The organism is Rhodococcus sp. LMD (assembly GCF_056108245.1).
Genome location: NZ_CM148557.1, coordinates 5,356,493 through 5,381,951, shown reverse-complemented (window position 1 = coordinate 5,381,951; position 25,459 = coordinate 5,356,493). Strand labels below are relative to the sequence as shown.

At 70.8% G+C, this 25,459-nt stretch carries 24 protein-coding genes; 11 read left to right on the top strand and 13 right to left on the bottom strand.

Annotated features, from left to right (window positions below; all coding sequences use genetic code 11):
- Positions 1-44: 44 nt before the first annotated feature.
- Positions 45-698, top strand: a complete 654-nt coding sequence (locus tag ACWPQI_RS24690; protein WP_474738550.1) for a hemerythrin domain-containing protein — start codon at positions 45-47, stop codon at positions 696-698.
- A gap of 23 nt (positions 699-721) precedes the next feature.
- Here the strand turns inward: ACWPQI_RS24690 and ACWPQI_RS24685 are convergent, their stop codons facing one another.
- On the bottom strand, positions 722-1,855 hold the full coding sequence (locus ACWPQI_RS24685; protein WP_119700235.1) for a response regulator transcription factor: 1,134 nt from the start codon (positions 1,853-1,855) through the stop codon (positions 722-724).
- Positions 1,856-2,116: 261 nt separating this feature from the next.
- Positions 2,117-2,521, bottom strand: coding sequence for an SdpI family protein (locus ACWPQI_RS24680; protein ID WP_010595402.1), 405 nt, complete (start codon positions 2,519-2,521; stop codon positions 2,117-2,119).
- 104 nt (positions 2,522-2,625) lie between these two features.
- Here ACWPQI_RS24680 and leuS point away from each other — a divergent pair, with 104 nt between their 5' ends.
- Complete coding sequence (leuS, locus tag ACWPQI_RS24675) at positions 2,626-5,487, top strand: leucine--tRNA ligase (RefSeq protein WP_040273061.1); 2,862 nt, start codon at positions 2,626-2,628, stop codon at positions 5,485-5,487.
- 51 nt (positions 5,488-5,538) lie between these two features.
- A complete protein-coding gene (locus tag ACWPQI_RS24670; protein WP_010595400.1) occupies positions 5,539-5,844 on the top strand; it encodes a chorismate mutase in 306 nt (101 codons plus the stop codon).
- A 161-nt stretch (positions 5,845-6,005) separates the two neighbouring features.
- Here the strand turns inward: ACWPQI_RS24670 and ACWPQI_RS24665 are convergent, their stop codons facing one another.
- Positions 6,006-6,824, bottom strand: a complete 819-nt coding sequence (locus ACWPQI_RS24665) for an alpha/beta hydrolase (protein ID WP_010595399.1) — start codon at positions 6,822-6,824, stop codon at positions 6,006-6,008.
- A gap of 275 nt (positions 6,825-7,099) precedes the next feature.
- Here ACWPQI_RS24665 and ACWPQI_RS24660 point away from each other — a divergent pair, with 275 nt between their 5' ends.
- The 5 genes from ACWPQI_RS24660 (at position 7,100) to ACWPQI_RS24640 (ending at position 12,471) form a co-directional block, all read left to right on the top strand.
- Positions 7,100-8,470: a hemolysin family protein gene (locus ACWPQI_RS24660; protein ID WP_017681046.1), complete on the top strand. Its 1,371-nt coding sequence runs from the start codon at positions 7,100-7,102 to the stop codon at positions 8,468-8,470.
- Positions 8,463-9,476 (top strand): hemolysin family protein, encoded by a 1,014-nt coding sequence (locus ACWPQI_RS24655; RefSeq protein ID WP_026137839.1) that lies wholly within the window; start codon positions 8,463-8,465, stop codon positions 9,474-9,476. The genes ACWPQI_RS24660 and ACWPQI_RS24655 overlap by 8 nt, the downstream gene beginning before the upstream one ends.
- Before the next feature lie 113 nt (positions 9,477-9,589).
- Positions 9,590-9,973 carry a nuclear transport factor 2 family protein gene (locus ACWPQI_RS24650; protein ID WP_017681048.1) on the top strand — a complete coding sequence of 128 codons (384 nt, stop codon included), beginning with the start codon at positions 9,590-9,592 and terminating at the stop codon, positions 9,971-9,973.
- A gap of 134 nt (positions 9,974-10,107) precedes the next feature.
- Positions 10,108-11,388 carry a hemolysin family protein gene (locus tag ACWPQI_RS24645; protein WP_119700352.1) on the top strand — a complete coding sequence of 427 codons (1,281 nt, stop codon included), beginning with the start codon at positions 10,108-10,110 and terminating at the stop codon, positions 11,386-11,388.
- Positions 11,389-11,667: 279 nt separating this feature from the next.
- Entirely contained in the window at positions 11,668-12,471 is an 804-nt protein-coding gene (locus tag ACWPQI_RS24640; RefSeq protein WP_237211207.1) for a DUF6777 domain-containing protein, read from the top strand.
- A gap of 67 nt (positions 12,472-12,538) precedes the next feature.
- On the opposite strand, the gene ACWPQI_RS24635 is transcribed toward ACWPQI_RS24640, so the two are convergent.
- Both ACWPQI_RS24635 and ACWPQI_RS24630 read right to left on the bottom strand, forming a co-directional pair.
- Entirely contained in the window at positions 12,539-13,210 is a 672-nt protein-coding gene (locus ACWPQI_RS24635; RefSeq protein ID WP_010595393.1) for an SDR family oxidoreductase, read from the bottom strand.
- 9 nt (positions 13,211-13,219) lie between these two features.
- Complete coding sequence (locus tag ACWPQI_RS24630) at positions 13,220-13,882, bottom strand: SanA/YdcF family protein (RefSeq protein ID WP_225223001.1); 663 nt, start codon at positions 13,880-13,882, stop codon at positions 13,220-13,222.
- 39 nt (positions 13,883-13,921) lie between these two features.
- On the opposite strand from ACWPQI_RS24630, the gene ACWPQI_RS24625 reads away from it, so the two are divergent.
- Entirely contained in the window at positions 13,922-14,950 is a 1,029-nt protein-coding gene (locus tag ACWPQI_RS24625; RefSeq protein ID WP_119700231.1) for a PHP domain-containing protein, read from the top strand.
- A 5-nt stretch (positions 14,951-14,955) separates the two neighbouring features.
- Here ACWPQI_RS24625 and ACWPQI_RS24620 read toward each other — a convergent pair whose 3' ends face one another.
- The 8 genes from ACWPQI_RS24620 to ACWPQI_RS24585 form a co-directional block, all read right to left on the bottom strand.
- Positions 14,956-15,828, bottom strand: coding sequence for a spermidine synthase (locus tag ACWPQI_RS24620; protein ID WP_010595390.1), 873 nt, complete (start codon positions 15,826-15,828; stop codon positions 14,956-14,958).
- A gap of 72 nt (positions 15,829-15,900) precedes the next feature.
- Complete coding sequence (locus tag ACWPQI_RS24615; RefSeq protein WP_059175081.1) at positions 15,901-16,128, bottom strand: hypothetical protein; 228 nt, start codon at positions 16,126-16,128, stop codon at positions 15,901-15,903.
- 1 nt (position 16,129) lies between these two features.
- Positions 16,130-17,860 (bottom strand): aa3-type cytochrome oxidase subunit I, encoded by a 1,731-nt coding sequence (gene ctaD / locus ACWPQI_RS24610; RefSeq protein ID WP_048771649.1) that lies wholly within the window; start codon positions 17,858-17,860, stop codon positions 16,130-16,132.
- A gap of 601 nt (positions 17,861-18,461) precedes the next feature.
- Complete coding sequence (locus ACWPQI_RS24605; RefSeq protein WP_017681903.1) at positions 18,462-19,571, bottom strand: alcohol dehydrogenase catalytic domain-containing protein; 1,110 nt, start codon at positions 19,569-19,571, stop codon at positions 18,462-18,464.
- Between the two features lie 89 nt (positions 19,572-19,660).
- Positions 19,661-20,422 (bottom strand): glycerophosphodiester phosphodiesterase, encoded by a 762-nt coding sequence (locus tag ACWPQI_RS24600; RefSeq protein ID WP_017681902.1) that lies wholly within the window; start codon positions 20,420-20,422, stop codon positions 19,661-19,663.
- Positions 20,422-21,798, bottom strand: a complete 1,377-nt coding sequence (locus tag ACWPQI_RS24595) for an ABC transporter substrate-binding protein (protein ID WP_017681901.1) — start codon at positions 21,796-21,798, stop codon at positions 20,422-20,424. Before ACWPQI_RS24595 ends, ACWPQI_RS24600 begins: the two co-directional genes overlap by 1 nt.
- A gap of 44 nt (positions 21,799-21,842) precedes the next feature.
- Entirely contained in the window at positions 21,843-22,679 is an 837-nt protein-coding gene (locus ACWPQI_RS24590; RefSeq protein ID WP_059174568.1) for a carbohydrate ABC transporter permease, read from the bottom strand.
- Complete coding sequence (locus ACWPQI_RS24585) at positions 22,679-23,638, bottom strand: carbohydrate ABC transporter permease (protein ID WP_026138035.1); 960 nt, start codon at positions 23,636-23,638, stop codon at positions 22,679-22,681. Before ACWPQI_RS24585 ends, ACWPQI_RS24590 begins: the two co-directional genes overlap by 1 nt.
- A 313-nt stretch (positions 23,639-23,951) precedes the next feature.
- Here ACWPQI_RS24585 and ACWPQI_RS24580 point away from each other — a divergent pair, with 313 nt between their 5' ends.
- Both ACWPQI_RS24580 and ACWPQI_RS24575 read left to right on the top strand, forming a co-directional pair.
- Positions 23,952-24,761 (top strand): DeoR/GlpR family DNA-binding transcription regulator, encoded by an 810-nt coding sequence (locus ACWPQI_RS24580; protein ID WP_017681898.1) that lies wholly within the window; start codon positions 23,952-23,954, stop codon positions 24,759-24,761.
- Between the two features lie 6 nt (positions 24,762-24,767).
- Positions 24,768-25,448 (top strand): HAD family hydrolase, encoded by a 681-nt coding sequence (locus tag ACWPQI_RS24575; RefSeq protein ID WP_017681897.1) that lies wholly within the window; start codon positions 24,768-24,770, stop codon positions 25,446-25,448.
- The last annotated feature ends 11 nt before the right edge of the window (positions 25,449-25,459 follow it).

The following is a 25,459-nucleotide window of genomic DNA, read 5'->3' as shown; positions in this document are numbered from 1 at the left end:
CAGGCTCGTAGAGAGAACTCGAGCACGACAGGATCGAGGCCGACATGACCACCACCAAGTCCACTGCCCTGACCGACGACGACATGGTCGTGATGACATTGCTGCACGCGGCGTTCCGGCGCGACGTCGGACGCCTGGCGAACGTGGCACAGACCTACGGCACCGAGACCGACGAGGTCCACGATGCGCTGCTGGTCGGCTGGCACGGTTTCAGCCGGGAACTGCACCACCATCACCGGATCGAGGACACGCACATCTGGCCGCTGATGCGCCGCAAACTCGCCGACCGGCCGGACGATCTCGCGGTGTTCGACGACATGGAGGCCGAGCACTCTCTCATCGATCCGACGCTCGCCGCGCTCGAGGCGGCGTTCGACGATCGGGAGCACGGGCCGGAGCAGGTGCCTCATCGCATCGACGACCTCGTCGGACTGCTGCGGTCGCACCTCGCGCACGAGGAGCGCGACGCGTTCCCGCTCATCCGGGAGGTGATCACCGTCCCGGAATGGCGCGCGCTCTCCAAGGCCTCGGTGAAGGAACTTGCCTACAGCGACATCGCGCAGCTGGGGCCGTACGTCGTCGAGGGCGCCACCCCCGAGCAGGCGCGCCGGGTGCTGAGCGAATTGCCCGTGCCGCTGCGGCTCGTCCACCGCTTCTGGTGGAACCCGCGCTACCAGCGCGTACGCCGCTGGGGGTGACGGCCGCCCCCGAGGCGCCGGCTTCAGTTCACCGGGTCCGGCTGCTGCGGCTGCTCGAAGAAGCCGTCGGCGCCGACGGGGGTGCCCAGACGGGGCACGTACTCGGTTTGTGCGAGCTTGGCGACCAGGGTCGCGCGGCTGTTGACGCCGGTCTTGGCGAACACCGCCTTCAGATGGTCCTGCACGGTGTACGGGCTGATGCCCAGCGAGCGGGCGATCTCGTGACGGGTCTTGCCGGCGAGAAGCAAGGCGAGAACCTCGGATTCACGCCGCGTCAGTCCGTGTGCCGCCGCCACCAGGGTGACGATCTCGGGTAGCTGCGCCCGTTCCACGGTCATCAGCACCCGCCGGGGCGGATGCTCGCTGTCGAATCGTCCGACGCGGATCACGAGCCATTCCCCGTCGAGGGTACGGGCCCGCAGGACGGTGGCATCCGCCCCCGAGCGCCGCAGCCACAATGCTGCAGACACCGCGGGCGCACCGGTCTCGGGATTGCCGCGCGGGCCCCAGCCGAGTCGTTCGAAGTACTCGAGGGCGGAAGCGGTGACCGACTCGAACTCGTCGTCGGGTCCGACGATCGCCACCGCCGGGCCGTCCGGGCCCGGGGCCGGGACATGCGCGCTGCTACGGAACAACGTGGTGCGCAACCCTTCCCCGATGTCGACGAGGACAGCGCCCAGAGTGTCGAGTTCCTCGTCGGCGAACTCAGAACCCGGCCGCCTGGCCATCGTGCACGCGCCCCAGCACGCGCCGTCGCGACCGCGGAAGAGCATGCGGACTTCGTCGTGCAGGCCGCTCGGCGCGAGCAGGTCGGCGTAGTGGCGGCTGCTCGTCACATGGTCGCCCGTCACCTCCCGGAGGGTGCGGATGGGGACCGCCCGCCCCACCAGCGAGCCGAAGCGGCTCGGCTCCGGATCGGGACCGTACTCGAGTTCCAGGGCCGTCGCGTACACCCGCGGTGTCTCGTAACCGCGAGTCGTCAGCGCGGTGGGGATCAGCACGGCGGGATCGATGGTGGCCAGGCAGACACCGTCGTAGGGCACCCGGGCGCGGATCGCGTCCAGGACGACCTCCCGGAACTCGGTCGAGTCCGTCGCCGCGGCGGCCGCATCGCGGATCGTGGACCTCAATCGGGCGCCGGCCAGTGCCGGGGTCACCCTGTCAGTATCGCGTCCGAACGCGCGCTCGGGAACCCTCCCGCAGATTCCTGCGCTCGGGCGGTGACAATGCGCCCGCCGCTGCGCTCGGGCGGTGACGTCGCGCCCGCCGCTGCGCTCGGGCGGTGACAATGCGCCCGCCGCTGCGCTCGGGCGGTGACAATGCGCCCGCCGCTGCGCTCGGGCGGTGACAATGCGCCCGCCGCTGCGCTCGGGCGGTGACGTCGCGCCCGCCGCTGCGCCCGGGCGGTGGGGGTTCGCTCAGGCGGTCGGCTCGCAGGCGCCGCGCAGGCTGCACGCCCCGCACGACGTGCCGCAGCCGGCGGTCTCGGCCGGAGCGCTGGCTGCCGCGACGCGGGCACCGATGGAACCGCCGACACCGGCGGTGAAGAAGGCGGCGATACCGGCACCCACGACGGCGATCAGGCCCGGGACCGTGTCGAGCGTGAGCGCGCCCACGCCGCCGAGGACGAGCAGGCCCGCCGCACCGAGCTGACTGGGAGCCGCGACCTTGTTGGCCAGGGCGAACGTCTCCTCGTCGCGCAGGGCCTCCGCGGTACGCACACCCGCCCACCGGTTGCGCGGCAGCCGTCCGGTCAGACCCGCGACGGCGACCCCGGCGACGACGAGAGCGAGCACGAACAGTACGAGGGCGACGATCAACACCCCTCGAGGATACGTGGGAGACGCAGCCGCTGGTCGGGCCGGGGCAGGCCACGCTCTACCCTGGTCGGAGGTAACCGACGTCAGCCAAGTAGATAGCGACCACCGTGACTCGTCCTGTGCAGCCCTCCACCTCGTCGTCCGACGCCACCCCGCAGCACCGATACACCGCCGATCTCGCCGGCCGGATCGAGCAGCGGTGGCAGGATCAGTGGCGCGAGCGTGGCACGTTCAACGCGCCGAATCCGGTCGGCCCGCTCGCCGGCGACGTCCCCGAGGACAAGCTGTTCGTGCAGGACATGTTCCCCTACCCGTCGGGGTCCGGCCTGCACGTCGGGCATCCGCTCGGCTACATCGCCACCGACGTCTACGCCCGGTACCACCGCATGCTGGGGCACAACGTCCTGCACACGCTCGGCTACGACGCGTTCGGACTGCCGGCCGAGCAGTACGCGGTGCAGACCGGCACGCACCCGCGCACCACGACCGAGGCCAACATCGAGAACATGCAGCGGCAGCTGCGCCGGCTGGGGCTGGGCCACGACGAGCGGCGCTCGGTCGCCACGACGGACGTCGACTTCTACCACTGGACCCAGTGGATCTTCCTGACGATCTACAACGCCTGGTACGACCCGGAGCAGAACCGGGCGCGCCGCATCGACGAGCTCGCCGCCGAACTCGACGCCGGCGCCCGCACGCTCGCGGACGGACGCGACTGGGCGTCGCTGTCGAAGGCCGAGCGGCTCGCCGCCCTCGACGAGTACCGGCTGGTGTACCGCTCGGATTCCCTCGTCAACTGGTGCCCGGGTCTGGGCACGGTGCTGGCCAACGAGGAGGTCACCGCCGACGGCCGCTCCGAGCGCGGCAACTTCCCGGTGTTCCGCAAGCACCTGCAGCAGTGGATGATGCGGATCACCGCCTACTCCGACCGTCTCATCGACGACCTCGAGTACCTGGACTGGCCCGAGAAGGTCAAGACCATGCAGCGCAACTGGATCGGGCGCTCGCACGGAGCGCAGGTGAAGTTCGCGGTGCGGGGCGCCGGCGATGCGGAGACCGGCCGCGACATCGAGGTGTTCACCACCCGCCCCGACACCCTGTTCGGTGCCACCTACGTCACGCTGGCGCCCGAGCACGCGCTCGTCGACGAGATCGTCGCCGGTGCGTGGCCGGAGGGGGTCGACGAGCGCTGGACCGGTGGCGCCGCCACCCCGGCCGAGGCCGTCGCCGCTTACCGGGCGTCGATCGCCGCGAAGTCGGATCTCGAGCGGCAGGAGAGCAAGGAGAAGACCGGCGTCTTCGTCGGCGCCTACGCCGTCAACCCGGTGAACGGGCAGTCGCTGCCGGTGTTCATCGCGGACTACGTGCTCACCGGGTACGGCACGGGCGCGATCATGGCCGTGCCCGGTCACGATCAGCGCGACTGGGAGTTCGCCACCGCGTTCGGCCTGCCGATCGTGGAAGTGATTGCGGGCGGTGATATCTCGCAGGAGGCGTACACCGGCGACGGAACGCTCGTGAATTCCGGCGAGCTGAACGGGCTGAGCGTCGCCGACGCGAAGAAGGCGATCATCGCGAGGCTCGAGGAGTCCGGCGCGGGCACCGGCACCATCCAGTACAAGCTGCGGGACTGGCTGTTCGCGCGGCAGCGGTACTGGGGCGAGCCGTTCCCCATCGTCTACGACGCCGACGGCAACCCGCACGCCCTGCCGGAGTCGGCTCTGCCGGTGGAACTTCCGGACGTCGAGGACTACGCGCCGGTGTCGTTCGATCCCGAGGACGCGAGTTCGGAGCCGTCGCCGCCGCTGGCCAAGGCCGAGGAGTGGGTGAACGTCGAGCTCGACCTCGGTGACGGGCTGCAGCACTACACCCGCGACACCAACGTGATGCCGCAGTGGGCCGGCAGCTCGTGGTACCAGCTCCGCTACATCGACCCGACGAACAGCGACGAGTTCTGCGCCAAGGAGAACGAGGCGTACTGGACCGGTCCGCGTCCGCAGATCCACGGCCCGCACGACCCCGGCGGGGTCGACCTGTACGTCGGCGGTGTCGAGCACGCCGTGCTGCACCTGCTGTACGCGCGGTTCTGGCACAAGGTGCTGTTCGACCTCGGCTACGTCACCTCGTCCGAGCCGTACCGGCGCCTGTTCAACCAGGGCTACATCCAGGCGTACGCCTACACCGATTCGCGTGGCGTGTACGTGCCGGCCGAGGAGGTCGAGGAGCGCGCCGGGAAGTTCCTCTACCGGGGCGAGGAGGTGCACCGCGAGTACGGCAAGATGGGCAAGTCCCTGAAGAACTCCGTCGGGCCGGACCAGATCTGCGACGACTACGGCGCCGACACGCTGCGGGTGTACGAGATGTCGATGGGCCCGCTGGACCAGTCCCGGCCGTGGGCGACCAAGGACGTCGTCGGTGCGCAGCGGTTCCTGCAGCGGGTGTGGCGGGCCGCGATCGACGAGGAGGCCGGCACGCTGCGGGTCACCGACGCCGAGCCGACCGACGAGACGCGGCGTGCCCTCAACAAGGCGATCGCGGGCGTGTCCGACGACTACGCGGGCCTGCGCGACAACACTGCCATCGCCAAGCTGATCGAGTACACCAACCACCTCACCAAGGCGTACCCGGACGGGGCGCCGCGGACGGCGGTGGAACCGCTCGTGCTCATGCTGGCGCCCGTCGCCCCGCACCTCGCCGAGGAACTGTGGTCGCGGCTCGGGCACACCGAGTCGCTCGCGCACGGCCCGTTCCCCGTCGCGGACGAGAAGTGGCTCGTCGAGGACACGGTCGAGTACCCGATCCAGGTCAACGGCAAGGTGCGCAGCCGCATCACCGTGCCGGCCGACGCGGCGCGGGAAGCGATCGAGGCGGCCGCCCTCGCGGACGAGAAGATCGCCGCCCTCCTCGAGGGCGCGGCACCCCGGAAGGTGATCGTCGTACCGGGCAAGATGGTGAACGTGGTCAGGTAGTCGACCGGTCCGTTCTCGGGAGCGCACCGCGTGGCATGCCACAATGCGCGCATGAACGCACCCGATACCGAGCGGTCTCTTCCCGACCTCGCGGCCGTCCGTGCCGCTATCGACGGACTCGACGCGAAACTGGTCGAATTGCTCTGTGAGCGTGAGGCTCTGGTGCGCCGCGCAGCCGAACTGAAGTCCACCGCGGCGGAGGTCGCGGCGCCCGACCGGGCCCTGCTCGTGATCCGGCGCGCGGCCGAGGCGGCGGCCGCGCGGGGAGCAGACCCCGCTGTCGCGGAAGCGGTGTTCACGGCGATGGTGCAGTCCTTCGTCGCGCTCGAGCTGCGCGCGCACGCCGGCGAATCCTGACGGCGACCCGGTCGCGCCGGAGCGGGCCGCCGACCGCCCTCACCCGTCCGGCGAGCGGCGGCCGTCCCCGGCGGCCCGGCCGCCTTCCGCGACGTCCCGGCCGCCGTCCCGGCAACCGGCGCCGGACGAGCGCTGACGTGCCGGCGCCCGCGACCGGGTGCTCATCGGCCGCCCGCCGCGATCCGTGAGTGGACGAAATCGACGACGTCGTCGAGAACCTCGTCGCGGTTGGTCTCGTTGAAGATCTCGTGCCGCGCCCCGGGGTAGACCTTCGACGTCGACTGCGGGCCGGCGAACGTCGCCCAGCCCTCGCGGCTGCCCCCGAGGGGGACGAGCCCGTCGTCCTCGCCGTGGAGCCACAGCACGGGCACGTCGCCGACGGTGCCCGCGGCGGTGATCGTGTCGAGGCAGTGTTGCAGCGCCTCGACGGTGGGGCGCTTGAAGGGACCGTGCCACACGAGCGGGTCGTCCACGTACGCACGGCCCACCTCCGGGTCCCGCGACAGCGTCGCGGGGTCGATGGGGGCGTCCGGGATCTGCTCTGCCGCGAGCATCGCTTCGAGCGCGGGCCAGCGGCCCAGCACCGGGCCGGACAGGACCACCGCGGCGAGTTCGGAGCCGTAGCGCTGCGCGTACCGGGCGGCGATCATCCCGCCCATCGAGTGCCCGACGAGCACCACCGGCAGGCCGGGATGATCGCTGCGGGCCGTGGCGTCGAGCAGGCGGAAGTCGTCGACGACCCGCTCGAAGTCCTCGATCAGGACGCGTTCGCCCTCGCTGAGCCCGTGCCCTGTGTGGTCGACGGCGTAGACCACCGCACCGTCGGCGACCAGCCGGGTGGCCACGTATTCGTAGCGTCCGGCGTGCTCGCCGTAGCCGTGGCACAGCAGCACGACGTACCGGGGGTGGTCGTGGACCCAGCACCGGGCGGCCAGGGTGCCGGCATGCCCCGGCAGGGGGAAGGTGGTGGTCTCGTTCATCGAGGCTCCTCGGGGTGTGGCCGTGTGCCAGGACAGCCAAGCACTGCCGACCGCTCCGGCGTGGTATCCGCGCCGGGTGTCGGGTTCCGGCCCGGCCGCTGTGACCGGGTCGGCGCGGCAGGCGGGAACTCGTCCGCGGCCCGGTTCGTCGTATTCTGTGACAGGAAGTCGTCGTCTATCGCAGAGAGAGCCATGAGACGCGCCAAGCGCAAACCTCGAAGACCCTCCCCGCCCCAGAGTGACGGCCCGTCCGTCACCGCCCCCCGGAGCCGACCGTGCTGACAGTCCTCGGTATCGCACTCGGCATCCTCGTGGTCCTGGCCATCACGGCCCTGACCGGCTATTTCGTGGCCCAGGAGTTCGCCTACATGGCGGTGGACCGGTCCCGGCTGAAGGCGCGTGCCGAAGCCGGTGACACCGCAGCCGCCCGCGCCCTGTCGGTCACCCGCCGCACCTCGTTCATGCTCTCCGGCGCTCAGCTGGGCATCACGGTCACCGGCCTGCTCGTCGGCTACGTCGCCGAACCGCTCATCGGCAGCGGCCTCGGCGAACTCCTCGGCGGCGTCGGGATCCCCACCGCGGTCGGGGTGGCGGTCGGCACGGTGCTGGCGGTGCTGTTCTCGACCGTGGTGCAGATGGTGTTCGGTGAGCTGTTCCCGAAGAACCTGGCGATCGCCCGGCCCGAGCCGGTCGCCCGCTGGCTGGCGCTGTCGACCACGCTGTATCTGAGGCTGTTCGGCTGGCTGATCAAGTTGTTCGACGCCTCGTCGAACCTGCTGCTGCGCGCGTTGCGGATCGAACCGGTGCACGACGTGGAGCACTCGGCCACCGTCCGCGACCTCGAGCACATCGTGGCCGAATCCCGGGAGGCCGGCGAGCTGCCCAAGGAGTTGTCGACGCTGCTCGACCGGATCCTGGACTTCCCGACCCGCACCGCCGAGCACGCCATGATTCCGCGGGCCCGGGTGGACTACGTCCGGGCCGGGGAACCGATCACGCAGGTGCTCGCGAAGATGAGCGCGGGGCACACCCGGTACCCGGTGGTCGGTGCGTCCGCCGACGATCTGCGCGGGGTCGTGCACCTGCACGATCTGCTCGCGCGTGACACCGCGGCGGGCACGGCCGGGACGGTGTGCCGGCCCGCGGTGATCGTGCCCACCACCCTGCCGCTGCCGGACGTGCTGGCCCGGCTCACCGAGGGGCACGAGGAGATGGCGCTGGTGGTCGACGAGTACGGCGGCTTCGCCGGCGTCGTCACCGTCGAGGACATGGCCGAGGAACTCGTCGGGGAGATCGCCGACGAACACGACACCGCCGTCGAGACGCAGGTGATCACCCGCCAGGGTGAGGGCTGGGTGATCCGCGGCGACGTGCACCTCGACGAGGTCGCCCGCACCCTGGGCCACGAACTGCCCGAGGGGGACTACGAGACCCTCGCCGGGCTGGTCATCGCCGAATTCGGCGGCCTGCCCACTGTCGGCGACACCGTCGCGATCCCACTCGAGCCCGATCCGGCGGAGCTGGCGCACGTGAACTCGCCCCCGACGCGGACGCTGATCGCGGAGGTCCGTGGGATCGACCGGCACGTGCCGGCGTCGGTGCTGGTGACCGTACGGACCGATCACGAGGTGAGCGACGATGAGTAACCCCTGGATCGTGCTCGCCGTGACGGTCGGCCTGATCGCGGCGAGTGCCTTCTTCGTCGCGGTCGAGTTCGCGCTCATCGCCGCGCGCCGGCACCGCCTCGAGGACGCCGCCCCGCACAGCCGCTCGGCCCGCGCGGCGTTGCGCAGCGCGTCGGAACTGTCGGTTCTGCTCGCCGGGTCCCAGCTCGGCATCACCGTGTGCACCCTGGCCCTCGGCGCGGTGACCAAGCCCGCCGTGCACCATTGGCTCACCCCGGCCTTCGAGAACTGGGGTGCGCCGCTGTGGCTGGCGGACGTCGCGGGGTTCGTCCTGGCGCTGATCATCGTGACGTTCCTGCACCTGGTGGTCGGCGAGATGGCTCCGAAGTCCTGGGCGATCGCGCACCCGGAGAAGTCGGCGACCATGCTCGCGATCCCGATGCGGGCGTTCATGTGGGTCACCCGCCCGGTCATCGTGCAGCTCAACCACCTGGCCAACTGGTGCCTGCGGCGGGTCGGGGTCGTCCCGGTCGACCAGGTCGGCACCGGCCAGGACCCGGACGCGTTGCGGCACCTGGTCGAGCACTCGGCCACCGTGGGCACTCTCGACGAGCGCTACCACGGGCACCTGACCAGCGCCCTCGAACTCGAGGCGCTGACCGTCGGCGACATCGTCCGTCCCAACGCCCGGCCGAGCAGTGTCCGGCCCGACGCGGACGCCGCGCAGATCCAGGACACCGCCCGGCGCACCGGGCACCTGCGTCTGCTCGTGCGCGGCAACGGGCACATCGACGGGGTGGTGCACGTGCGCGACAGCCTGCACGCCGCGGCGGGGATCACCGCCGCCGAGCTGATGCGCCCGGCGCTGACCCTCGAGGCGACGGTGCCGGTGTACGAGGCGCTGCGCACCATGCGCGAGACCCGCAACCACCTGGCCACCGTCACCGACAACGGACAGGTGGTCGGGTTGATCACCCTCGCCGACGTCCTCGAACGGCTGCTGCCGACCGCCGAGGCGGGCGTCTGAGCCGGCTGCGGACGGGTGCCCGCGAGGCGGCGGTACCGCCGGGCATTCCCAGTCCCGGCGTGCGCTGCTAACCTCCGTTGCTAGAACGCGTTCTAGCAACGGAGGTTTTCCGCATGGCTCCCACTCCCGCCGCGATCCGCGCCACCGTCGAGTCCTACATCAGGTCGGTCGCCAAAGGGACCACGGACGAGGTGCTCGCCCTCTACGCTCCCGGAGCCACGGTCGAGGACCCGGTGGGCACCGAGGTGCGCACCACCGAGGCGTCCCTGCGCGAGTTCTACTCGATGATCGAGCCTCTCACCCAGACCGGGGAACTGCTCAGCCTGAAGATCGCCGGCGGCAACGCCGCCTTCCTCTTCCGATTGACCACCCATCTCGGCGAACAGGACCTCGTCATGGAGGTCATCGACGTCATGACGTTCGACGACGACGCCCGGATCACCGGCATGAAGGCCTACTGGAGCCAGGAGGACATGCAGACCGTCCCCGCCTCCTGAACTGTTTCACGTGGAACATCCGTCCTGAGGTGCGGCCGGTGCCCGAACAGCCGGGGCTCTCCTAGACTGGAAGTCGTATCCCGCGTCCTCCCGATGAGGTGACACGACATGGCCCACGGTCCAGGGTGGCCGCCATGACCGCGCTCGCCGACATCCTCCTGGTTCTGGTGTTCGTCCTGATCGGCGGCGTCTTCGCCGGCACCGAGCTGGCGCTGGTGTCGCTGCGTGAGAGCCAGATCCGTGCGCTCGAGGAGCGGGGCCGGCGGGGGCGGCGGACGGCCGAGCTGGCGCAGAATCCCAACCGCTTCCTGTCCGCGGTGCAGATCGGCGTCACCGTGGCCGGGTTCTTCTCCGCCGCCTACGGTGCCTCCGCCATCGCCCCCGACCTCGTCCCGGCGCTCGAGTCGTGGGGGCTGCCCGCCGCAGCGGCGAGCGCCGTCGCCTTGACCGGCACCACCCTGGTGATCGCCTACCTCTCCCTGGTCCTCGGGGAACTCGTTCCCAAGCGCATCGCCCTGCAACGGTCCACCGGGGTGTCGTTGCTGACCGCACCGACCCTGGACCGTTTCGCCACCCTGATGCGACCGGTGATCTGGTTGTTGTCGGTCTCCACGGACGGGCTCGTCCGGCTGCTGGGAGCCGACCCGGCGCGCCGGAGCGAGGAGATCACCCACGAGGAGTTGCGCGATCTGCTGCTCAGCCATTCGGCGGTGCCGGAGGACGAGCGCACGGTGCTCGCCGAGGTGTTCGACGCCGGGCAGCGATCGTTGCTCGAGGTGATGCGTCCGCGCACCGAGGTCGACTTCCTGCCCGCCGACACCCCGCTCCCGGCGGCGCGCGAACAGGCCCTGGCAGGCGCGCACAGCCGGTATCCCGTCGTCGGCACGTCGCTCGACGACGTCGTGGGCTTCGTGCACCTTCGCGACCTGCTGCTCGCCGATCCGGCGACCGCCCCGACCGTCGCGGACGTGTGCCGTCCCATCCTCGCGCTGCCCGCCTCCAAGCCGGCGCTCGCGACACTGTCGCTGATGCGACGCACCAACGACCAGATCGCCCTCGTCGTCGACGAGTACGGCGGCACCGCCGGGATCGCGACGCTCGAGGACATCGTCGAGGAGATCGTCGGCGAGATCGGCGACGAGTTCGAACCGACTGGGCAGGCCGCGTCCCCGTCCGCGCCGGCGCAGGCCGGCACGCAGCAGGTGGACGGTCTGCTGATCGTCGAGGACTTCGAACGCGACACCGGGATCGGGCTGCCGAAGGGCCCCTACGAGACCGTCGCGGGGTGCATGGTGCACCACCTCCAGCGCCTGCCACGACTCGGCGACAGCATCACCCTCGACGGTCACCGCCTCACCGTGAGCGAACTGGACGGCCACCGGATCGCTCGCGTCCGCCTGACGTCCGACGGCTGAAGCCGACCGAAACCACCCGAGGCGCGGAGGGGTTGCGCCTACCATGGGCGGGTGGCCGCCGGCACCGCTGCGCGCGGATTCGGGATGGTACTCGCGCTGACTGCGCTCGCCGTGGGGGGATGCTCCACGGACGGTCCGTCGCGAACCGAGCTGGTTCGCCTGGACCTGGCGACATCGCGGGGCGAGCATCCATGGAGCGGCCTGCTCCTGCCGGATCAGGTGCCGGTCGCCGTTCCACCGGCGCCGCAGGCCGAGCTCCCCGTGCCCGACGGAGGTCCGGTGACGGTGTCCGGAGACCGGACCGGCCTCTACGGCGGCAGCCTCGAACGTGAGCTGTGCGACCGGGAGCGGCTCGCCGGCACGCTCGAGCAGGACCCGGTCAAGCAGGCAGCCTGGCTCGACGTGTTCGACATCGCCGACGCCCGCGCATACCTGCGCACCCTGACACCGGTGCTGCTGCGGGCGGACACCCGGGTCACCGATCACGAGTACCGCGGGGGACGCGCGGTGCCCGTGCAGTCGGTCCTCGAGACCGGAACCGTCGTTCTGGTCGACGACCGCGGTGTGCCTCGCGTGCGGTGTGCGCCGGGAAGTCCCCTGATCTCCCCCGTTCTGTCCTCGGGTCAGGAGATCGAAGGAGAACGCTGGTCCGGCCTCGACGAGGAACGGTTGTTCGTCGTGCAGCCGGGAGCGGCGCCGGTCGGCGAACTGACCGTCGTCGACGTCACCACCGGGAATCTGCTGGCGGTGCCCATCGGCGCCGGTCCCAAGCAGCCGGCGCCCGGGGCCGCCGACCCGGTACCGCCGCCCGCACCGGAACCGTCACCCGCGCCGCCGGCGCCGGAGGCGGAGATCGCGGCGCCCGCGCCGCGGGCTCCGGTGCCGCCACCGCCACCGCCACCGCCTCCCCCGCCGCCGCCACCGCCTCCCCCGCCGCCGCCACCGCCGCCTCCCCCACCGCCGCCTGCGCCGGAGCCGCTTCCCCCGGCACCGGTACCGGCGCCGGCCCCACCGCCGCCGCCACCCCAGATCCGCATCCAGCTGCCGAACGGGGCGCCGGTCGTGATCCCACTGCCGTTCTGACGCCGGCGGCGCTGCCGTTCCGACGGTGCTGCCGTTCCGACGGTGCTGTCGTGTCCGGCGCCGACGGCTACCGGGGCCGCAGCACGATCTCGGTCGGGTGCGCGTCGACGGGGGTCCGAACGGCCTGCCCCACCGCCAGTGCCACGGTCGAGGCCTTCAGGAAGCGCTCCGGTTCGTAGGTCCGGCCCTCGCTCGCCACGATCGCACGCTGCATGTCGGTGTCGATCCGGCCCGGATGCACCGACGTCACCCGCAGCGCCGGCTCCTCCTGCCGCAGGACGTCGGCGAAGGCCCGCAACGCGAACTTGCTGGCGGCGTATGCGCCCCAGCCGGCCCTCGCGTTCAGGCCGGCCCCCGAATTGAGCAGCACGACATGGCCGTTCGCGGCCCGCAGCGCCGGCAGGAGCAGCCGCGTCAGTTCCACCACCGCCACCACGTTCGCCTCGAACATCTCCCGCCACTGCGCGATTCCGCCGTCGGCGATCGTCCCGAGTTCGGCGAGCCCCGCGCTGTGCACCAGCACGTCCAACCGGTCGATGCCGGAGCAGGCCGCGGCCACCGCCGCGTGGTCGAGCAGGTCGACCGGCCACGGTGCCGCCTGCGGGAGCTCCGCGCAGATCGCCCGGAGCGACTCCGCGCGGCGGCCGCCGAGCAGCAGGTCGTGACTGGGGGCGAGTTCCCGGGCGATGGCGGCGCCGACGCCGCGGCTGCCACCGGTGATCAGGGCTGAAGGTCGCATGCGACGACCCTAGGCGAGGATCCCGGCCGATGCGCCGCCCACGCCCACCGTCACCCGCGGAGGGCGCGGAAAATGCATCTCCACAAGCGCTTTCGGACGAGAGAGCACATACTCACGCAGCACGTTGCGCACCCGGGTGCGCAGCCGGCAGTCGCACTCCGCGATCACCCCGGCCAGGTCGATCCCCGCCCGCCGCCCCAGCGCGACGGCCCGCGGCAGATGGAATCCCTGGGTGGCGATCACCGCCGTCCGCACCCCGTAGACCTGCGCGGCGCGCAGACAGGTGTCGTACGTGTCGAGCCCGTACGGGTCGGTGGCGATCACTTCCCGCCCCACGCCGTGTGCCACCAGATAGTCGGTCATCGCCGCGATCTCGTCCCCGGAGCGGCCTCCTGCGTCGCCCGAGACGAGCACGCGGCGGGCGCGGCCGTCCGCGAGCAGCGCGACAGCCACGTCGAGGCGTCCGCGCAGCATCGCCATGGGCCATCCGTTCCGGACGCGGGCACCCGGCACGATCACCACCGGCGCGGCCGGCGCATCGGCGACGGTGTACAACCGCCCGGCCGCGGGCGTCGCGACCCGGGCCGCGACGCCGGCCAGCACCAGCGTCCCCCCGGCCACCCCGATCGCGGTTCCGGTCAGCGTCCGTCGCCACCTCGCATTTGTGCGCATGCGCCCCACGCTACGGACCGCCGCGGCGAGAATGGACGCATGGACCCGGTGGACGCCCTGCGGGAGGTCGCGTTCTGGCTCGAACGCGACCGCGCCGAGAGCTACCGCGTGAAGGCGTACCGTCACGCCGCCGACGTCGTCGCCCGGCTCGACCCGGACCAGCGCGCCGCGCGGCGCCGGGCGGACAGTTGGACGGCTCTGTCCGGCGTCGGGCCGAAGACCGCCACCGTGATCCGCGAAGCCTTCGACGGCGTGCCCGCGTACCTGCGGCAACTGCGTGAGGAGGCCGAGCCGATCGGCCGGGGCGGCGCGGGCCTGCTCGAGGCCCTGCAGGGCGATCTCCACGTGCACTCGGACTGGTCGGACGGCGGCAGCTCGATCGCCGAGACGATGCGGACCGCCGCGGCGCTCGGACGCCGGTACTGCGCGCTGACCGACCACTCACCCCGGCTGAAGGTGGCCAACGGTCTCACCGCCGAGCGGCTGCGCAACCAGTTGGGAGTCGTCGCCGATCTCGACCGGGTCTTCGCCGACAGCGGCATCCCCTTCCGCATTCTCACGGGGATCGAGGTGGACATCCTCGACGACGGCACCCTGGACCAGGACGAGGGACTGTTGGCCGAACTCGACGTCGTGGTGGCGAGCGTGCACTCGAATCTGCGGGCCGACCGGTCGGTCATGACGAAGCGGATGTTGAAGGCGGTGCAGAATCCGCACGTCGACGTGCTCGGGCACTGCACGGGCCGGCTGGTGCAGGGCGGTCGCGGTACCCGCCCGGAGTCGCGCTTCGACGCCGAGTCGGTGTTCTCGGCGTGCCGCGATCACGGCACGGCGGTGGAAATCAACGCCCGCCCCGAGCGGCAGGACCCGCCGGAGCGGCTGATCGACCTGGCGCTGAATCTCGGCTGCCGCTTCGCGATCGACACCGACGCGCACGCGCCCGGTCAGCTGGACTGGATCGGGTACGGCTGTGAGCGTGCCGCCGAACGCGGGGTGGAACCCGAGGACGTGGTCAACGCCTGGCCCGTCGAGGACCTGCTCGCCTGGACCGCGGGCCGGTCCGGGTGACGACGTCAGCCGGCCGCGACCTCGCCACCCGGGCGGCACTCGGCGTCGAGCAGGACGCGGGCGTCGGCGGCGAACCGGCGGACCTGCGCGTCGGTCCACACCTGGGCGGGCACGCCGCCGCCGAGCAGTTCGCGGGCGAGTGCCGGTGACTCGCCGAGCGGGGCGTCGCTGCCGGCGATGACGATGTTGCCGTAGCGCCGGCCCTTGAGCATCGCGGGATCGGCGATGATCGCGGTGTGCTCGAAGACGCTGCCGATGGTGGCTGCCTCCCGCCGGGCGGTGGTCAGATCGCGGGTGTCACCGCAGTTGACGACGTAGACGCCGCCCGCGTCGAGGACCCGGCGGGCGTGGCGGGTGAACTCGACGGTGGTCAGCGCGACGGGCGTGCGGTTCACCGCGAAGACGTCGCGGACGATCACGTCACGGGTCGCGTCGGTCAGGGAGGCCAGGACCGCCCGGCCCTCCCCCACCCGAATCCGCAACAGCGGGGCGCGGGGCAGGTCGAACCAGTCCCGGACGAGTTCGGCCAGGCGCCCGTCGATCTCGACCACCACCTGCCGTGCGTTCGGGTAGGTGGCGGCGAGATAACGGGCCATCGTGCAGGCCCCACCACCGAGGTGCAGCACCCGCAGCCGTTCGTCGTGCGGCCGTTGCGATTCGAGCAGGTGAGCGATCCACCGCATGTACTCGAACTCGAGCAGCGTGGGATCGGTGAGATCGATGTGGGAGCTGGGCACCCCGTTGACCTCGAGCACCCAGCCGTCGGGCCGGTACCGATCCTTGACCAGTTCACAGGTGCCGGTGTCGATGTCGTGGATGCCCTCGGCCGGGCCGCGGCCGGACCCCGCCGCGGCCCGACGCTCCCGCTGCCTGCCCATGGCATCGAGGGTAGCCGGACCGCCGGGAACCGTCGGGGCCCGGCCGGCAGGTCCGGGTGACCGACCGTGCCGCTACGACCAGCGGGTCGGCACGATGGTTCTGCGGCTCGTGGCGCCGACCGAGACCGTGCCGGCGGCGGCCGCGACGATGAGCAGCACGGCCGGGACCGGTGACAGCCACCACGGGGACGCGAGCAGCACCGCCAGCACCAGCATCGCGATCAGCAGGGCCGTCGGGTCGGGCCGGGTACGGGTCTCCCCGAGCGTCGCGTACCGGCGGAACCGTCGTCCGTCCGTCATGTCAGTGCGTCCCCTCGAGCGTGCGAGCGGTCTGGGCGTGCGAACCCCAGCCCACGTGCGCCTCGGCGCGCATCTTCTCGCTCATGTGCGGGTAGTGCAGCTCGAACGCGGGCCGCTCGGAGCGGATGCGCGGCAGCTCGGTGAAGTTGTGCCGCGGCGGCGGGCAGCTCGTCGCCCACTCGAGGGAGTTGCCGTAGCCCCACGGGTCGTCGACCGTGACGACCTGCCCGTACCGGTAGCTCTTGAACACGTTCCACAGGAACGGCAGCGTCGAGGCGCCGAGGACGAAGGCACCGACGGTCGAGACGATGTTCAAGGTGGTGAACCCGTCCGACGGCAGGTAGTCGGCGTAGCGGCGCGGCATGCCCTCGTTGCCCACCCAGTGCTGCACCAGGAACGTGGTGTGGAAGCCGACGAAGGTCAGCCAGAAGTGCCACTTGGCGAGGCGCTCGTCGAGCATGCGCCCGGTCATCTTCGGGAACCAGAAGTAGACGCCGGCGTAGGTGGCGAAGGCGATCGTCCCGAAGAGCACGTAATGGAAATGCGCCACGACGAAATACGACTCGTGCAGCTGGAAGTCGAGCGGCGGGCTGGCGAGGATGACGCCGGACAGGCCGCCGAACAGGAAGGTGACGATGAACCCGACCGAGAACAGCATCGGCGACTCGAACGTCAGCTGCCCCTTCCACATGGTGCCGATCCAGTTGAAGAACTTCACGCCGGTGGGCACCGCGATCAGGAACGTCATGAAGGAGAAGTACGGCAGCAGCACGGCGCCGGTGGCGTACATGTGGTGCGCCCACACCGCGATGGAGAGCGCCGCGATCGCCAGGGTCGCGTAGACCAGGCCGGTGTAGCCGAAGATCGGCTTGCGGGAGAAGACCGGGAAGATCTCCGAGACGATGCCGAAGAACGGCAGCGCCAGCACGTATACCTCGGGATGACCGAAGAACCAGAACAGGTGCTGCCACAGCATGACACCGCCCGTGCCGGGATCGAAGATGTGAGCGCCGAACTGCCGGTCGACGAACAGGGCGATCAGCGCCGCCGCCAGCAGCGGGAAGATCAGCAGGATCAGCAGCGAGGCGATGAAGGTGTTCCAGGTGAAGATCGGCATCCGGAACATGGTCATGCCGGGGGCGCGCAGGCACACGATGGTGGTGATGAGATTGACCGCGCCGAGGATCGTGCCCAGGCCGCCGACGGTGAGGCCGAGGATCCACAGGTCCGCGCCGACGCCGGGCGAATGCAGCGAATTCGTCAGCGGCACATACGCCGTCCAGCCGAAGTCCGCGGCGCCCCCGGGGGTGAGGAAGCCGGCCGCGGCCATGAGGCCGCCGAAGACGTAGAGCCAGAAGCCCACCGCGTTCAGCCGGGGGAAGGCCACGTCCGGTGCCCCGATCTGCAGGGGCAGAAGATAATTGGCGAAACCGAAGAACACCGGCGTCGCATAGAGCAGCAGCATGATCGTGCCGTGCATGGTGAAGAGCTGGTTGTACTGCTCGTTCGACAGGAACTGCAGGCCGGGCACGGCGAGCTCACCCCGGATGAGCAGCGCCATGAGCCCGCCGACGAGGAACCACGCGAAGGCCGCCACGATGTACATCACACCGATCACCTTGTGGTCGGTGGAGGTGACGACCGTGAGGATCCTCGAGCCTTTCGGGCGGTGGGTCGGAGGATACGGCCGGTGCGCGTCCGGCGTCCTCAGTATCGGCGCGACATCGACCATGACCACGACTCCTGCCTTCGGGCCCGCCTCCCGGCGGGGCATCGAGTTCCGACCTGCTGCCGCGAGCGGGCGGATTCGCGGCCGCCCGCTCGACCGGCGGCGCAGACGTCCGAGTGGAGCCGCCGACCGTCGGCGCGCTGACTCTTGCACCGCCGCATCGACATCGGCAATGAGACGTGGAGCACGTCCACGGCGCGGCGCGGACTCGCCCTGGTGCGCCGGGCACCGCCCGCTGCTCCGGACGGACGGAGCCGTCGCGGGCGCCGGGGTCGTCGTCGGCCGGGTCGAAAATCACTGATCAACAGGTTTTTCCACAGCTGTGGATACTCGCGTTCGCGAGCGGTCCGGGCACCCGCCGCGCACCGGCGGGACGGGAAACGCACCTCGACTCCGGCACGGCCGGAGGGACCGAGGGCCGGGAGAAAAGGGTCCGAAGACTCCCGTCGCATGCGCCCATCGGTCGGAGCAGTCCGGCGCCGAGCGGGGGACCGAGCGGCCGGGACGCGCGGGCACCTCGTCCCCGTCCGCCCCGGACGTCCGGAAAAGCAGTTTCCCACAAGATATCCGGTCCGGGACCTTGGTCCCGGCCGACGTCCGGCGCTCAGTCGTCGAACACGACGACCTGACGTACGGCCAGGCCGTCGGCGAGCTGGTCCATGGCCTCGTTGATGCGCGAGAGGGGGATCCGGGAGGAGATCAGTTCCTCCACCGGCAGCCGGCCCTCGCGCCACAGGCGCGCGTACTCGGGGATGTCGCGGCGCGGCACGGCCGAGCCCAGGTAGCTGCCGACGATCGTGCGGGCCTCCGCGGTCACCGTCAACGGGGAGATCACGGCCGTCGCCGTCGGGGCGGGCAGGCCGACCGTCACGGTCGTGCCGCCGGGTGCCGTGAGGGCGAACGCGGTTTCGAACGCGCGTGCGCTGCCGGCACATTCGACGACGTACCGGGCTGCGACGCCCCGCTCGAGCGCCTCGCCCGGGGTGTAGGTCTCGTGCGCCCCCAGTTCACGGGCGCGGGCGAGCTTGTCGTCGAGAGTGTCGATCGCGACGATGCGCGAGATCCCCTGCGCGACGGCCGTCAGGAGAGCGGCCATGCCGACCCCACCGAGGCCGACGATCGCGATGCTGTCCTGCGGCCGCGGCCGGGCCGCATTGAGGACGGCACCCCCACCGGTGAGCACGGCACAGCCGAGCACCGCGGCGACGTCGGGCGGCACGTCGTCGTCGACCGCGACGGCCGACGCGCGGTCGATCACCGCGTGCGTCGCGAAACCCGAGACCCCGAGATGGTGGTGCACCGGGTGACCGTCGCGGTGCAGGCGCCGGCCGCCGTGCAGGAGTTCGCCGGCGTTGTTGGCGGCGGACCCGGCGGTGCAGGGCAACCGGCCGTCCTCGGCGCAGTTGTCGCACGCCTCGCACCGCGGCAGGAACGACATGACCACCCGCTGCCCCACCCGGAAGTCGTCGACGGCCGAACCGACCTCGACGATCCGTCCGGCCGCCTCGTGTCCGAGCAGCATCGGCACCGGACGAACCCGGTTGCCGTCCACGACGCTCAGATCGGAGTGACACACCCCGGCCGCCTCGATCCGTACCAGGAGCTCGGTCGGTCCCGGCGGATCGAGCTCGAGTTCGGACACGCTGATCGGCTTCGACTCGGCGAACGGCCGCGGCCGGCCGATCTCCTCCAGGACTGCGCCGGTGATCCTCATCTGCCGCTGCTCCTCGGGTCCGTCGGACGGTTTCCCCGACCACGGTATGGCCTGCGCGGGCCGGCGGAAAACACCACCGTCGGCCCGCGTCACCCGACCGGTCGGGAAACGAGTGCCGCCGCGAGCCAGTACCGGGCCGCGCCCGGGTCGTCGGCGGTGCCGCCGTCCAGGCCGAAGGCGAGTGCGCGCCCCACGTCCTCCGGTCCTCGCAGCGGCCAGCCGTGCATCTCGTAGCCCAGGCCCCGGACGCGGTCGACCAGGGCGGCGGTCAGGCCGTCCCAGCCGCAGAAGAAGGCGCTGCACCCGGTCTCGGCCAGCACGGCCTCGATCCCGCCCGGATGCCGCTGCGCGTCCGGGTAGCCGAGCGTGATCAGCCCGCGCGGCACGGTCGGGGCATGCTCGGCCAGCAGCCGCAGGTCCTCCGGTCGAAAGCTGGTGAAGCGGACACGGGCGGTGTCGGCGGGCCGGGCGGCGACGATGCGTGCCACCTCGGGCACCACGGCGGGTGTCTTGATCTCGACCTGCAGGGTCACCGTGGTGGCGTCGAGCGCCTCGTCGAACGTGAGGACCGGATGCCCGGAGTCGAGCTGCACGGCGCGCAGCCGGTCGAGGTCCAGGTCCGCGACCGGGCCGAGACCACGCCCCGACTCGTCGGCGGCGACCCGGTCCAGCGTCGCGTCGTGCAGCACGATCGCGGCGCCGTCGGCGGTGAGGCGGACGTCGAGCTCGATCTCGTCGGCGCCGAGTTCCTCGGCGAGCAGGAACGACTCGACACTGTTCTCGGGGGCGTGCGCCATCGCGCCGCGATGCCCGACGATCGTGAAGGGGCGGGCGGGTTCGGGCGCGGGCATCAGGCGACCATCTCCTCGTACCGGGGGCGAAGGATGTCGGCCTCGACGCGCAGCTTCTCGGCGGTCTGCCGCAGGGTCGTCGCCGCGTCGGCGTTCTCGGTGTAGAGCTTCTGGATGGCGGTGCGCATCTCGACTATGGCGCTCGAGACGTAGCGGCGAACGGCGTCGGGCTGCCGGGCGATGTCGAGTTGTTCGACGGCGAGCCGGTAGTACGGATTCTCGGCCATGCGCTGCTGCACGGTGGCGGATTCGGCCGCGCCGATCGTCGCCGGGAGGTAGCCGGTGCCGACGGTCCAGTCGGCCGACGGTTGCGGCCGGGACAGGTATGCGAGGACCTTCGCGGCAGCCTCCTTCCGTTCGGGGGCGGAATGTTTCATGATCGACAGTCCGCCGCCGCCGGTGGGTACCCCGGTGGTGGTGGCCGTGGGCAGGAAGCCGGCGCCCACCTCGAAGTCCGCCCCGGAGATCAGGCCGGTGAGCGAGCCGGTGGAGTTGGTGATCGTGGCGACGAGACCGTTGGTGAAGTCGTTGTTCATGCTCTGCGCGAGGTAGCCGATCCGGTCGTCGTTGACGATCGCACGGTCGAACTCGGCGGCCGTGATGCTCTCCGGCGTGTCGAGCACCACGTCGAGACCCTCGGAGATGCCGCCGCCGAAGTTCCACAGCAGGCCCTGGAAGTACCAGTCGTCGGTGCCGGTATAGGCGCGCATCTGCAGTCGGTTGCCCCGGTAGTCGCGACCGGTGATCTCCTTGCCCCAACCGCGGAACTCCTCCCAGGTGGCCGGTGCCCGGTCGGGCAGACCGGCCGCGGCGAAGACCTCCTTGTTGTAGTAGAACAGCGGTGTCGAGCGGCCGTAGGGCACCCAGAACGACTGTCCGCGCACGACGCCCTCGTCGAACAACCGCGTGTGGAAGGTGGCGGGTCCGAAGTCGTCGGTGAAGTATCCGTCGAGGGGTTCGAGGCTGCCGTTGAGGAAGAAGATGTTCCAGTGCACATCGGAGAACACGGCGATGTCGGGAATCTGCCTGGCCTGCAGGCCCGCGGCGAGCTTCTCGGACACCCCGTCGTAGCCGTTGAACGTCTGGATCTCGGCGTAGATCTCGGACTGGGAGTCGTTGAAGTCCTTGATGATCGTGGCGAGCCGGTCGCCGTTGTTGCCGGTCCACGGACTCCACATCACCACGTTGGTGCGGCCGGCGTATTCGGCCGGCGGTGCGACCTCGGGTTGGCCGAACGAGGCCGAGGATCCGGCAGTGGGGCTTCCGCAGGCCGACAGGATCGGCACGGCGGCGGAGGCCATCGCGGCGACGGTGAGGAACCGGCGCCGGCTCAGGCGTGCCGAGGTGAGCGGCGAGGGGCGGGAAATCGGGGACATGATCTCTCCTGGAGGGGTTTTCGTGATGCGGAAGAAGGGTGAGGTCAGCGGCGGACGGCGGCGCCGGCCATTCCGCTGATGATGTAGCGCTGGGCGAGCAGGAACAGCAGCAGCATCGGCACGACGACGAACGTGGTGCCGGCCATGATCGAGCCCCACTGGTCGACGCCTTCGGTCTCCTTCAGATACATCAGGCCGATCGGCAGCGTGCGCATCTGCACGGAATTGGTCACCAGTAGCGGCCAGATGAAGTCGTTCCACTCGTCGATGACGGCGATCAGTGCGACGGTGATCACCGCCGGCAGCGACATGGGCAGCACGAAGTGCACCAGCCGGCGCAGGTGCCCGGCGCCGTCGAGCTCAGCGGCCTCGAGGACCTCCGGGGCGATCCCGCGGAAATGCTGACGCAGCAGGAAGGTTCCGAACGCACTTGCCAGCCCAGGTAATACGATGCCGGCATAGGTGTTGATCAAACCGAGGTTGCCGACGGTGATGTAGTTGATCAGCAGGGTCACGTGGCCGGGTACCATCAACGCACCGAGCACCGCCACGAAGAGCAGGTTCCGTCCGGGGAAGGACAGGAACGCGAACGCGTAGGCGCCGAAGACGGCCAGGACCACCTTGAGCGTGGCGCCGACGGCGGTGACGACGAGCGAGTTGATCAGGAACCGGTCGAACGGGGCGGCCTCCCAGGCGCGGGCGAAGTTGTCGAGGACGAACTCGCTCGGGAGCCACTGCAGCGGCCACCGGTAGATCTCGGCCTCCGGCTTGAAGGCCGAGCTGAGCATCCACAGGAAGGGAGCGGCGAACACCAGGCCCGTCACGACGAGCGCGGGCAGCGACCGCAGTCGCGCGATGCGGCGGGGAACGAGGGTGGCCATCAGTAGTGCACCTTCTTCTCGACGTAGCGCATCTGGAACACCGTCGTCGCCATCAGCACCACGAACATGATCATCGAGCCGGCCGCGGCCGACCCGGCGTCGAACTCGCGGAATCCCTGCTGGTAGATGAACCAGCTGAGGGTCGTCGTGGCGCCGGCCGGCCCGCCTCCGGTCATCATCGCGATCAGGTCGAACGACTGGAATGCGGCGATGACCTGGGTGACGAGCAGGAAGAACGTCGTGGGTGAGAGCAGCGGAAGGACGATGTGCCGCAGCGACTGCCACCGGCCGGCGCCGTCGAGCCGGGCCGCCTCGAGTACTTCGGACGGAATGGACTGCAGGGCAGCGAGGTAGACGATGGCGACGAAGCCGACACCCTTCCACACCGCGACGATGATCAGGGCCGGCAGGGCCCACCGCCCGGACGTCGTCCAGTGCGGAGAGTCCGCGCCGACGACGGAGAACAGGACGCGGGACAGACCGTAGTTGGGGTCGAACATGAACAGCCAGATCGCGGCGACGGCGGCCCCGGAGAGGATGTGCGGGGAGAACGCCAGTGCGGTGACGGCGCCGCGGCCGGGCAGGCGCACGTTGAACAGCAGGCCGAGCGCCAGTCCTCCGCACAGGCTGGTGCCGACCACGCAGACCACCCAGATGCCGGTCAACCGGAGCACCCGCAGGAACGCGGGGTCGGTGAACAGAGCGAGGTAGTTGTCGAGACCGACGAACAACGGTTGCGGGGCGATCATGTCCCACCGGGTCAGGCTCAGATAGGCGTTGCCGACGATCGGCCAGTAGGCGAATACGACGATCAGCGCGAGGTTGGGCAGCGCGAACAGCGCGAACAACAGTCGCTCGCGGCGCCTGCGCCGGGTGCGGCCCGGCCGAGGTGCCGAGGCCGGGATGTCCGGGGAGCGGACCGCCGGGTCCGTCTCGCGCCGGGTCAGTGTCACGGACACGTCCACCGTCCTTGTCGAAATAACATCGAGTAGTTAAGAACCGAAGCGGCCGGGACGATGGTGGCACCGGTTCCGGCGCCCGGTCAAAACGGGCCGGAAGGTCTCCGGTACGCGGTCGCGGAATCCAAAAGTGCGCGAAAAAATCTGCAAAGCAATGTTTTTGGATCTCCAAGTCGGGGAGGGTTCCCGTCCGGGTTGCTTGCGGTTGGTGGCCCGTCGGCCATCATTTCCCGGTCCGTTCACGCGGAGTTAATAACACGACTGGTGATATAAAGTCCGTGTCGATCATCAGAACGAGAGGAGGTGATGCGCGATGTCCAGAGCGAGCCGCAACCCCCGCCAGGAAAGGCTCGACGCGATCCTCGAATCGCTGCTGGCGGACGAACGTGCCACGGCCCAGGCCCTTGCCGAGCGGTTCGGTGTGTCGCTGATGACGGTGCACCGCGACCTCGACGAACTGCAGCGCCGCGGCGTCGTCCGCAAGTTCCGCGGCGGTGTCAGCATCGAGCGCACCGGCACCTACGAGATCGCCGCGGCGGTCCGGCGCCGCCTCGCGCTGCCGCAGAAACTGGCGCTCGGCGCCGCCGCGGCGCAGACCGTCGCCCCCGGCACGTCGATCATGCTCGACGACTCGACCACCGTCGCGACGATGATCGACCACCTGGCTGGTGCCGAAGACCTGCGGGTGGTCACCAACTATCTGCCGGGCCTCGCCGCCCTCGCCCGTCACGCCGCTGTCGAGACCGTGGCTCTCGGCGGCACATACGACGTCGGGCACGAGTCGTTCCTGGGCGCCGGAGCGCTCGCCGCCGTCCGCGGCGTGCGGGTGGACACCCTGTTCCTGTCCACCACCACCGCGGACGCGGACGGGCTGTACCACCAGGAGGATTCGATCGTCTCGCTCAAGGCCGAGATGCTGCGCGTCGCCGACCGGCGCGTCCTGCTGCTCGATTCCGGAAAGATCGGCCGCCGATCCTTCCATCTCGTCGCCGGCTGGGACGCGATCGACGACGCGATCGTCGACGACGCCGCACCGGCCCACTTCGTCGACGCTCTGCGCACCCGCGGAATCCGGGTCCAGGTCGTCCGCGTACCGCCCACCCCGAACCCGGATCAGGAGTAGCCCCGAATGCACACATCCCCCGCCGTCCACGCGGTGCTCTGGGACATGGATGGCACCCTCGTCGACACCGAGCCCTACTGGTTCCGCGCCGAGCGGGAACTACTGGCCGCGTTCTCGATCCCGTGGAGCGACGGGCAGGCAGCCGAACTCGTCGGCTGCGCGCTGCCCGAGACCGCCCGGGTGCTGCAACGTGCCGGGGCGGACCTGCCCGTCCGCGCCATCGTCGACGGGCTCGTCGACTCGGTCGTGACCCAGGTGCGGCAGGCGGTCCCGTGGCGGCCGGGTGCGCGGGAACTGCTCGGCGAGCTCGCCGCGGCGGATGTGCCGTGCGCGCTCGTCACGATGAGCGAACGGCCCCTCGCCGACGAGATCGACCGCCTGCTGCCCACCGGCACGTTCCGGTTCCTGGTCACCGGCGACATGGTGAGCAACGGCAAGCCTCACCCCGAGCCGTACCTGCGGGCCGTCGAGGCGCTCGGTGACGACCTGGGCGCACCGCTCGACCCCGCACGCATCGTCGCGATCGAGGACTCGTTGCCGGGACTGGCGTCGGCCCGCGCCGCCGGCGTCGTGACGCTGGGGGTACCGAACGTGGTTCCGCTGCCCGAGAACCCGGGGCACACCCTGTGGCCCACCCTGGCGGGACGCTCGATCGCGGACCTGAACGACCTCGTCTGCCCGAACTGAGCGGACCGAAC

Excerpts from the sequence above, each read along its gene's own strand:
- ACWPQI_RS24690 (WP_474738550.1), top strand. The coding sequence starts at position 45 with ATGACCACCACCAAGTCCACTGCCCTGACCGACGACGACATGGTCGTG.
- ACWPQI_RS24670 (WP_010595400.1), top strand. The coding sequence starts at position 5,539 with ATGAACGCACCCGATACCGAGCGGTCTCTTCCCGACCTCGCGGCCGTC.
- ACWPQI_RS24665 (WP_010595399.1), bottom strand. The coding sequence starts at position 6,824 with ATGAACGAGACCACCACCTTCCCCCTGCCGGGGCATGCCGGCACCCTG.
- ACWPQI_RS24655 (WP_026137839.1), top strand. The coding sequence starts at position 8,463 with ATGAGTAACCCCTGGATCGTGCTCGCCGTGACGGTCGGCCTGATCGCG.
- ACWPQI_RS24650 (WP_017681048.1), top strand. The coding sequence starts at position 9,590 with ATGGCTCCCACTCCCGCCGCGATCCGCGCCACCGTCGAGTCCTACATC.
- ACWPQI_RS24645 (WP_119700352.1), top strand. The coding sequence starts at position 10,108 with ATGACCGCGCTCGCCGACATCCTCCTGGTTCTGGTGTTCGTCCTGATC.
- ACWPQI_RS24635 (WP_010595393.1), bottom strand. The coding sequence starts at position 13,210 with ATGCGACCTTCAGCCCTGATCACCGGTGGCAGCCGCGGCGTCGGCGCC.
- ACWPQI_RS24630 (WP_225223001.1), bottom strand. The coding sequence starts at position 13,882 with ATGCGCACAAATGCGAGGTGGCGACGGACGCTGACCGGAACCGCGATC.
- ACWPQI_RS24625 (WP_119700231.1), top strand. The coding sequence starts at position 13,922 with ATGGACCCGGTGGACGCCCTGCGGGAGGTCGCGTTCTGGCTCGAACGC.
- ACWPQI_RS24620 (WP_010595390.1), bottom strand. The coding sequence starts at position 15,828 with ATGGGCAGGCAGCGGGAGCGTCGGGCCGCGGCGGGGTCCGGCCGCGGC.
- ACWPQI_RS24615 (WP_059175081.1), bottom strand. The coding sequence starts at position 16,128 with ATGACGGACGGACGACGGTTCCGCCGGTACGCGACGCTCGGGGAGACC.
- ctaD (WP_048771649.1), bottom strand. The coding sequence starts at position 17,860 with ATGGTCGATGTCGCGCCGATACTGAGGACGCCGGACGCGCACCGGCCG.
- ACWPQI_RS24605 (WP_017681903.1), bottom strand. The coding sequence starts at position 19,571 with ATGAGGATCACCGGCGCAGTCCTGGAGGAGATCGGCCGGCCGCGGCCG.
- ACWPQI_RS24600 (WP_017681902.1), bottom strand. The coding sequence starts at position 20,422 with ATGCCCGCGCCCGAACCCGCCCGCCCCTTCACGATCGTCGGGCATCGC.
- ACWPQI_RS24595 (WP_017681901.1), bottom strand. The coding sequence starts at position 21,798 with ATGTCCCCGATTTCCCGCCCCTCGCCGCTCACCTCGGCACGCCTGAGC.
- ACWPQI_RS24590 (WP_059174568.1), bottom strand. The coding sequence starts at position 22,679 with ATGGCCACCCTCGTTCCCCGCCGCATCGCGCGACTGCGGTCGCTGCCC.
- ACWPQI_RS24580 (WP_017681898.1), top strand. The coding sequence starts at position 23,952 with ATGTCCAGAGCGAGCCGCAACCCCCGCCAGGAAAGGCTCGACGCGATC.
- ACWPQI_RS24575 (WP_017681897.1), top strand. The coding sequence starts at position 24,768 with ATGCACACATCCCCCGCCGTCCACGCGGTGCTCTGGGACATGGATGGC.